8 protein-coding genes are annotated in these 9,420 nt (G+C 35.3%); 5 read left to right on the top strand and 3 right to left on the bottom strand.

Annotated features, from left to right (window positions below; translation table 11 throughout):
* Positions 1-891: 891 nt before the first annotated feature.
* Positions 892-2,334 (bottom strand): hypothetical protein, encoded by a 1,443-nt coding sequence (locus OZD67_RS00690; protein ID WP_182183916.1) that lies wholly within the window; start codon positions 2,332-2,334, stop codon positions 892-894.
* A gap of 131 nt (positions 2,335-2,465) precedes the next feature.
* Between OZD67_RS00690 and OZD67_RS00685 the strand changes: the two genes are divergently transcribed.
* Positions 2,466-3,743, top strand: coding sequence for an APC family permease (locus tag OZD67_RS00685; RefSeq protein ID WP_182183914.1), 1,278 nt, complete (start codon positions 2,466-2,468; stop codon positions 3,741-3,743).
* Positions 3,744-3,828: 85 nt separating this feature from the next.
* Positions 3,829-5,103: an APC family permease gene (locus OZD67_RS00680; RefSeq protein ID WP_182183912.1), complete on the top strand. Its 1,275-nt coding sequence runs from the start codon at positions 3,829-3,831 to the stop codon at positions 5,101-5,103.
* 40 nt (positions 5,104-5,143) lie between these two features.
* On the opposite strand, the gene OZD67_RS00675 is transcribed toward OZD67_RS00680, so the two are convergent.
* Positions 5,144-5,596 carry a hypothetical protein gene (locus tag OZD67_RS00675; RefSeq protein ID WP_182183911.1) on the bottom strand — a complete coding sequence of 151 codons (453 nt, stop codon included), beginning with the start codon at positions 5,594-5,596 and terminating at the stop codon, positions 5,144-5,146.
* Positions 5,597-5,736: 140 nt separating this feature from the next.
* On the opposite strand from OZD67_RS00675, the gene OZD67_RS00670 reads away from it, so the two are divergent.
* Positions 5,737-6,756: an aspartate-semialdehyde dehydrogenase gene (locus OZD67_RS00670; RefSeq protein ID WP_182183909.1), complete on the top strand. Its 1,020-nt coding sequence runs from the start codon at positions 5,737-5,739 to the stop codon at positions 6,754-6,756.
* On the opposite strand, the gene OZD67_RS00665 is transcribed toward OZD67_RS00670, so the two are convergent.
* Positions 6,750-7,817, bottom strand: coding sequence for a 5-(carboxyamino)imidazole ribonucleotide synthase (locus OZD67_RS00665; protein ID WP_182183907.1), 1,068 nt, complete (start codon positions 7,815-7,817; stop codon positions 6,750-6,752). The two genes, OZD67_RS00670 and OZD67_RS00665, sit on opposite strands and share 7 nt — an antisense overlap.
* A gap of 96 nt (positions 7,818-7,913) precedes the next feature.
* Here OZD67_RS00665 and apaG point away from each other — a divergent pair, with 96 nt between their 5' ends.
* Together apaG and OZD67_RS00655 are read left to right on the top strand one after the other, a co-directional pair.
* Positions 7,914-8,315: a Co2+/Mg2+ efflux protein ApaG gene (apaG, locus tag OZD67_RS00660; RefSeq protein ID WP_182183905.1), complete on the top strand. Its 402-nt coding sequence runs from the start codon at positions 7,914-7,916 to the stop codon at positions 8,313-8,315.
* Positions 8,316-8,691: 376 nt separating this feature from the next.
* Positions 8,692-9,420: Rpn family recombination-promoting nuclease/putative transposase (locus OZD67_RS00655; RefSeq protein WP_274999624.1), on the top strand; the 729-nt coding region annotated here is incomplete at its 3' end.

The following is a 9,420-nucleotide window of genomic DNA, read 5'->3' as shown; positions in this document are numbered from 1 at the left end:
GTGCATCCTATGTCTTCACAACATTTCTAGGTTTTTGCCTATATAAGCTGAAACGCGCTTATAAGTCGTTTAAGACAGTACAGTACGCCAATTTGCAGGATTAGGGAGTAAACACTAATTACCACGGGATTTCTTTGCCTTTTTTTCTGCTTAGTAAATTTCTTAAACATTTTAGCTAAGGTTAGTTGCGGTTTAAAAGCAGCTAAATTGCAGTGTTTAAGACTTAAAAAACGCCAAATACTGAAAATAGACAATGACCAGGGCTTCTTTTGCCTTCTTTTTCATTTGGTAAATTTCTTAATGTTTGCAACTAAACGACAACCGTCATCCCGCTACGAGTTAGCGGCCAAGAGATACCGCGAATGAATCGCGGTATGACGGTTCGTGGTGGTATGACGGTCTGCGGCGGAATGACGGTTAAGCAATTCGTCATCCCGCTGCTTGTTAGCGGGATCTCTTGTTAGCGGATGAGATACCGCGAATGAATCGCGGTATGACGGTTAAGTAGGGTGTCATTCCAGTCTGGAATCTAGTCTTTATTATGCAGCCACTTATTTAAAGTTAAGTTTCCTGGATCCAAGTAGTCAGGGCACTGGGATGACACCTTGACAATCGTCATTCCGCTACTTGTTAGCGGGATCTAGAGATACTGCGGCGGTATGACGGTCTGCGGCGATGTGAAGTTCGCGGTGGGATGACGATAACTTCGTCATCCCACTGCTTGTTAGCGGATGAGATACCGCGGCGGTATGACGTAGGGAAACCTTTCTTGGGTTAGCTACAGCAGCTTGCAAACCATTCAGAAAAGGGAAGACAAAACTATAAAAAACCATAGGTGCCAGATGGTTTTTAGCTAAAGTCAAAATTTTCTGCCATAACATGAGCCCATCACTAAGCAGCAGAAGACCTTGCATGACCTCCAAAAAATGTTTTTACTCTTTCAAGATAAGTAGGTGGTACTGGAGGAATTGCTATATCATCTATTTTAGAGTATATTGCCGCATCTACAACTTCATTTGTTATTAATTCCCTTAGTCTTTGCTTTATCTCACCTCTTCTAATATGTCCTCCATAGTCGTTATAAAACTTTACATATAATTCCTTAAACACAAATTCTTTTATAGCATTTCTTGTATAAGAAATTCCGTCCTTTACTTCATCACTTACATTGCTCAAATCCACTCCAGAACTCAGTGAATACAAATTATCAAAATTTTCTTTCAAAACTTTTATTTTATAGTAATGCTTATCCACAGATCTCTCAAAAAATCTTTTAGTAGCATTACCGGCCAACTCTCCTATTATCTGAGGCTCTAATTGAGCTGCAAAATTATTTTCTGCTTCAAGGCCACTTAATGCATAAATGATACGGTTGAGCATTCCAGGACCACATTGGCGATCATTTTCCTCAAAGCGAACCAGTAATATAGACTTCAATAATTCTACATCTGCATTTTGCTTTCTTGCCGCAATTAAAACTAAATTTATAGCCTGTATCAATGTCAATCCGGTTTGTGAATCTACCCAATTTACCCACTCCCCAGTTTCATAACCATCCAATCTTAGATAAGGTTCTATCATTCGTTTTTGCTGACTTGTTAAACCGCTTATATAACTTTTAAACTCTTCATCCAGCTTATCTGACGGAGTACCATGTTCTTCCTTTAATTTTTTGGCACATGCAATAACGCTTTGCTGAAAACTTCTAGTATGAACACTTTGATTGCCAGTACCCACATCACTTACATTAAACAAAAAGCTTAGCTGCTTTACATTCAAACCCAAAGGCGAGAAGAGCTTTATCAATGGATACTTTATTAACTCGAGGAGTGCTACTGGAATTAGCAGTGCATAATTTAACAATAATAAACCAAAATTAAATATAAGAAACCTACGTAGAGCTGATACCTTTGATGCAACGTACAAAAACGGAAGCTGTAGGTAATATATCAAGTGTATATTGAAGAATAAGATTTTGTCCTTTAGTTTTATTGTCGGATCATTATAAATCTCAAATAACGTGCTATTACTATCAATGTTGTCATTTTTAAATGAGTTATAGTTGTTTATGATTTTCTCTTGCAAAGGAAGAAGCATTTTATTCAGACAAATAAATGCAGCAATAAAAATAAAACCTGTAGCCAAAAATGCTAGTGCAGGGCTAGAGGTGCTTGTAGATAAATAGGTATAAAAATTACTAATTAAGTCCTCACAAGGGCGAACTAGAATCGGGTTAAGGATATAGTCGACGAGAAGACTTAAATAGTAATAAGTAAAAAGTAAGAATAAAATAAAACCACAAACAACCAAAAATTTCTTTAACCTTGGATTCATAACCCCCTCTTAATCATCTGTTAACATAATCTATTTTAGAAATAAATTGAGAAAAATGCAATTCTTTATAAAGATCGATTGAAATTTCCGAGCTTCAGTTATATTCTTAATCTATTTAGATAAAAATTATTGTGTCAAATAAAATAGGTTTTTGGGCTATTTTTGCCTTAGTGATTAGTAGTCAAATTGGCTCTGGAATTTTTATGCTTCCTATTAGCCTTGCTCCATATGGCGCTTATAGCCTTATAAGCTGGGTGATATCAGGGCTTGGTGCTATATCTCTTGCTTTGGTTTTTGCCTTACTCTGCGCAAAATTTCCAGAAACGGGTGGTCCTCACGTTTATGTAAAGCATGCTTTTGGCCCCAATGCAGCTTTTTTTGTTGGTTGGACGTATTGGGTAAGTTCGTGGGTTAGCTCAACAGCTGTCACAGTTGCAAGTATTGGTTATTTAGCTCCACTTTTTCATAATGATATACAAAGTATACATTTGTTTTTAGAAATAACATTAATTTTAGCTATTATGCTAATAAACTTAAGAGGAGTAACTACTGCTGGCCGTGTTGAGCTTCTATTAACAATTATTAAAATTACTGCACTGCTTGCAATACCAGTAACAGCGTTGTTTTTCTTTGATAGGAATAATTTTATCACAAGTGAGGAAATATCAACCCTCACGATGTCTCAAGTCCTTGCTCGCTCTACACTACTCACTCTATGGTGTTTTATTGGCCTTGAATCAGCAACAGCACCTGCAGGATCAGTCAATAATCCAGCCAAGACTATACCAAGAGCCATTGTGCTTGGCACAATCTGTGTTGCTGTTATATATTTTATTAATAGTCTTTCAATTATGGGGTTAATAAGTGGTAACGACCTAGCAAATTCAAAAGCACCATACGTTGACGCAGTCAAAATTATGCTTCCAGGTAATTGGCATTTTATTATTTCCATTCTTGCTTTTATCGTTTCCGTGAGTAATCTAAATGCTTGGTTTTTAGCTGATGGACAAGTGACTTTAGGCCTTGCAAAAGATAAATTAATGCCACAATTCTTTACTAAAAGAAACAAGTACGATGCTCCTTTTTGTGGAATAATACTCAGTACTCTGGGAGTGTTAGTTTTACTTATTCTAACATCAAGCAAAAATTTTGCTAAGCAAGTAACTTCAATTATTGATGTCTCTGTAGTTTCATTTTTATTTATCTACTTAGCATGTAGTCTTGCTTTCCTCAAGGTTATTATACAAGAGAAAAACTATTACGAATTTTTAATTGGGAGTGTGGCTGTATCCTTTTGCTGCTGGATAATATACGAGACTCCTATAAATACATTATTGACCTCAAGCTTGTTTATTTTAGGTAGTATACCTACGTACTTATTTTGGTACCGCAGGTCCACGCTCATTTAACTTTTGTATACACGAGTTAAGTTACTTATTCGTTGAAGTTTTCCAATTTAAGCCATATTATTAATCTATTTAGATAGAAATTATTGTGTCAAATAAAATAGGTTTTTGGACTATTTTTGCCTTAGTGATTAGTAGTCAAATTGGCTCTGGAATTTTTATGCTCCCAATTAGCCTTGCTCCGTATGGTGCTTATAGTCTTATAAGCTGGGTGATATCAGGGCTTGGTGTTATATCTCTTGCTTTGGTTTTTGCCTTACTCTGCGCAAAATTTCCAGAAACGGGTGGTCCTCACGTTTATGTAAAGCATGCTTTTGGCCCTGCTGCAGCTTTCTTTGTTGGTTGGACATATTGGGTGATTTCATGGGTTAGCACAACAGCTGTAATAGTTGTAGGTGTTGGTTATCTTACACCATTTTTCCATGAGGATATTCAAAACGTACATCTGTTTTTAGAGATGTTATTACTCACAATTATTACACTAACAAATTTTAGAGGAGTAGCTACTGCTGGACGTGTTGAGTTCTTATTGACGGTTATAAAAATTTCTGTATTGCTTGTAATACCTATAGCAGCATTGTTTTTTTTTGATAGAAATAACTTCACCATAAGTGGAGAAATATCAAATCTTACAACATCGCAGATTCTTGCCCGCTCTACACTTATTACTCTATGGGGTTTTATTGGAGTTGAATTGGCAACAGCACCAGCTGGTTCGGTTAATAATCCAGGCAAAACTATACCCAGAGCCATAGTGCTTGGCACAATTTCTGTTGCTGTTGTGTATTTTGTCAACAATCTTGCAATTATGGGATTAATAAATGGCAATGATTTAGCAAGTTCAAGAGCACCATATGTTGACGCGATAAAAATTATGGCCTCTGGCAATTGGCACCTGATTATTTCTATAATTGCGTTTATTTTTTGTATTGGTACCTTAAACGCTTGGGTCTTATCCAGCGGGCAAGTTGCTTTTGGCCTTGCTGAAGATAAACTGATGCCACAGTTCTTTGCTAAAAGAAACAAGCACGGTTCTCCTTTCTGGGGCATAACAATCAGCTCCATTGGCACTTCAGTTTTACTAATTCTCACCTCAAACAACAATTTTGCCCAGCAGATTACATCGATTATCGACTTTTCTGTAGTTTCATTTTTATTTGTTTACCTTGCATGCAGTCTTGCTTTTCTTAAGGTTATTATAAAGGAGAAAAACTATTACAAATTTTTAATTGGCAGTATAGCAACAACCTTTTGCTGCTGGGTAATATTTGAAACTTCTGTGAATACCTTGCTGATCGCGAGCTTATTCACCGCAAGTGGCGTACCTCTTTATTTATTTTGGTATCGCAGAGTTTCTGTATAGCAAATGTTATAGCTAGAGATAATTTTTAAATGATTGATATTTATGGATCACGACTTTGCTTATTGTCCACTTGTTCAACATTACCCTTCTCAAGTTTACTATCTACTTCTTTTGCGTGTTCATCATCTACACTAATCTCACCTTTTATCTTACTGGAGTGACCTGCTTGCGATTTTTCATATGCTTCCATGTTGTCATATATAGGGTTACTGATGATTTCTATTTTTTCAGATGTGAAAATCCTTGCTAAAAATCTCCCTATTATTGGTATTGATCTTAAGAAATCTCTTAGCTTTGAAGATTCTTGTCTTTTATTTAGGAACTGTTGGTCTATTTTAAGGTTTTTTACACCATATTTTTTATCATCAAAATTTATTGCAGGCTTTCTTTTTTTCGAAAGAACATTTTGAGCCTTTAATCCATTGGCTCTTTTAGGCTCTTGAGGTGTAGACATTGCAGGTTTAACCTTAGTTTCATCATATTCTTTATTCATCTTTCACTTTATTATGTAATATTACTAATATTGCATAATAATAGCTAAATTACAATTAATTGCAAGGTAAAAATATTAAAACAATTGTAAATTTTGTCAGTCAAAATATAATAGAACTTTAAAGTTAGAGGTTCATCTATATGGGATACAAAATTGCTGTTATTGGAGCAACTGGGAGAGTAGGGCGTGAGGTATTAAGCACGCTTGCTGAGTTTCAAGATGAGGCAATAGATTCTGTAATTGCACTTGCATCGAAAAAATCAGAAGGGAAGAAGGTGAGTTTTGGTGACAAAGAGTTAACAGTTTTATGTCTTGAGGATTATGACTTCGTTGGAACTAATGTAGCCATTTTCTGTGCTGGATATCATGTTTCTGAAAAGTATGTACCAATTGCAACACAGGCTGGATGCATCGTGATAGATAACAGTTCCTATTTTAGAATGAAAGAGGGTGTGCCGCTCATTATTCCAGAGATTAATAAAGAAAAAATTATGGAATATAAAAACCACAACATAATATCCAACCCAAACTGTACTACAATACAGATGTTGCTAGTACTACATCTATTACACCAGAAAGCAAAAATAAAGAGAATCGTTGCTTCAACTTATCAATCGACTTCTGGTGCAGGCAAAGCAGCAATGGATGAGCTCTATGACCAGACAAAAAAAATCTTCATGAATGAGACTAAAAAGCCTAAGATATTTCCGAAACAAATAGCGTTTAATTGCATTCCCCATATAGGGAAATTCATGGAGAATGGTTCTACAGAAGAGGAATGGAAAATGCAAGAGGAGACAAAAAAAATTTTAGAGGAAGATATAAAAGTTACTGCAACTTGTGTAAGAGTACCCGTCTTTATCGGTCACGCTATGGCAGTAAATGTAGAATTTGATCAACATATCACTGAAGAACAAGCTCGTGAAATGCTAAGTGAAGCCGAAGATAGTGGAGTTTTAGTGTACAACAGGCGTGAAGACGGTGAATACATCACTCAAATTGATGTTGTACAGGAGAATGCTGTATATGTATCGCGTATTAGAAGAGACAATACTGTTGAACACGGATTAAATATGTGGATAGTGGCTGATAATCTGCGCAAAGGCGCAGCATTAAATATAGTGCAGATTCTTGAGATTCTAATAAGAGAGACTCAATAACTTAAATCTATATTGACATGTCCCATTTTACGCTTACCTCTAACCTCTTTTTTCCCATATATGGTTAAACTAGCTTTTTCGTTGCTCAAATAGTTATGAGAATCATATATATCATTACCTATTATATTTTTCGTCATACAAGGAAAGCGTAACACTACTTCCTGCATAGGTAGCCCGCATATTATCCTAACCAGCTGTTCAAATTGACTAACGTTACATGCATCCAAGCTCCAGTGGCAAGAATTGTGAGGTCTTGGAGCTAGTTCATTAACTAACAATTCGTTATCTTTAGTAACAAAAAATTCAATAGCCAGAATTCCTATTACATCGAGCGCATTTGCTATTTTCTTTGCAGCTCGTTGTACCTCTTGAGTTAATTTGCTATCTATTTTAGCTGGCACTGTTGAAGTATCAAGTATTCCATCAACGTGGTAATTTTCTGCTATAGGAAAAAAAGCTACTTTACCGTTTTTATCTCTTGCAATGACTATTGAAACCTCTTTCAGTAAATCAACACTTGCTTCAAGTATGTACTCTGTATTCCAATCAAAGGAAGCAAATTGCTTCACTTCAGAATCATTCTCAAGCACATATTGCCCTTTTCCATCGTAACCCATTTCTGTTGTTTTCAGCCTTGTTGGATAGCCAAAAGCTCTACTGCTTTCTAATAGCTCATTATAATTTTGTATACTTTTGTATTCAGCAGTTTTTATACTCAAGCTTCTAATGAAATCTTTCTCTCTAAGCCTATTTTGCGCAATGTGTAACGCTTTTTTACCCGGATAAAAATTTACATCGATATCAATTGCACTACATGGAATATTTTCAGACTCAATAGTGACCAAATCCACACTCTGTGCAAAAGATTCAAGCGCTTTCTTATCAGAGAAATCTGCTATTGTGAAATCATCAGCAACAGAGCAAGCCGGATCGTCCTTAGCACTGGCAAAAACATGTGTTTTTTGTCCAAGTTTTGTTGCAGCGATAGCAGTCATTTTACCTAATTGTCCACCACCTATTATTCCTATTACTTTTTTGCTAAGTGCATCTGGTTCATTCATACTATAAATTGATATTTCCTAATTAAAGTATACTTGAAAAATCTATGAAAAAAGTATATAATTAAAGTACTATCTTTTTATCATGAATATTCTATAATGATAGAGTACACACTAACTACCAACTTTGTTGAAGTTACAGTTTTGCCAATTTATATTGAAGAGCAATCCATTCCTTATGAAAATTGCTATGTATGGATGTATAACGTTAAGATAAAAAACAAAAGCCAATCAACTATTCAATTATTAAGTCGTCATTGGCAAATAATAGATTATAAGGGAAAAATAAATGAAATTGCCGGAGTTGGTGTTATCGGAGAACAACCTGTGATAAGATCTGGAGAGGTATTTAAATACACAAGTGGAACATACTTAAATGCACCGTCAGGAGTAATGCAGGGTAAGTATGAATTTCTGAACGAAGAAAGCATAAAAATTTTTGAGGTTATGATACCACCCTTTTCTTTGGATAGTCCATACGTCAAAACTAGACCACATTAACTATCAAAATAGTTTATTTGTAACCAGACTGCATTCTGTGATTTTTAGCAAAGCACGATCTTTCATTTGAGCTTTCTTCAATTTAAAATAAACACAGAAAATTGCTGCCTATAGCTAAACTGACTTACGACAATTTGAAAAACCGTCATTCCGCTACGTATTAGCGCCACGGCGGCATAGCTATAGCTAACTCAAGAAAGGTTTCCCTACGTCATACCGCCGCGGTATCTCAGCATAGATTCCGCTAACGAGTAGCAGAATGACGGTTTTTCAAATTGTAGGCAAACCTAAGCCACTTTAGCTATATCTTCAAAAATATGGTTGAATAATTGTTAATAATAGTGTATAATTGTTAATATTTTCAAGCATTTTTGCCATGGCTCTTTCAAAATTTCTCGATCCTCGCAATGATTTGTGTTTCAAAAAAATCTTTGGAACGGAAAAAAATAAGAATATCCTGATCCACTTTTTGAACGATATTTTAGGGTTTACTGAGATAAATGCAATACAAGAAGTTGAGTTTCTTAGCACTATTATGGATCCCGAAGTTGCCTCTGATAAACAAAGTATTGTTGATGTTCTCTGCAAGGATTCTCACGGAAATAGATATATAGCAGAAATGCAGCTCGCTAGAGACAAGGGCTTCGAAAAACGCGCTCAATTATATGCCGCTAAAGCCTACTCAAGACAATTAGATAAATCTGGCAACTACATTGATTTAAAGAAAGTCTTCTTTATTGCTATATCAAATTGTAACTTACTTCCTGAAGAAGTTGATTATATCTCTACTCATAATATACGTGATATAAAAACTAACGGCCATTACTTAAAAGATTTTCAATTTATCTTTATAGAATTACCAAAATTTTCAAAAAGTAAAGTAGAGCAGTTAGAAAGTATAGTAGAAAGGTGGTGTTTCTTTTTTAAATACGCAGAAGAAACAACAGAAGAGGACTTAAAAGAGATAGCAGAAAAAGCGCCAATAATAAAGCTAGCATATGATGAATTAGACAAGTTTCGTTGGGACGAAAAAGATTTAGTAGCTTACGAAGAAAGAATAATGGATCTACGCAAAGAAGAAGCCATTCTTGAATACAGACTTGAT

The sequence above is a fragment of the Wolbachia endosymbiont of Drosophila nikananu genome (genome assembly GCF_028981865.1).
Classification (GTDB): Bacteria; Pseudomonadota; Alphaproteobacteria; order Rickettsiales; family Anaplasmataceae; genus Wolbachia; species Wolbachia pipientis_B.
This window is presented reverse-complemented; position numbering and strand designations above follow the sequence as displayed.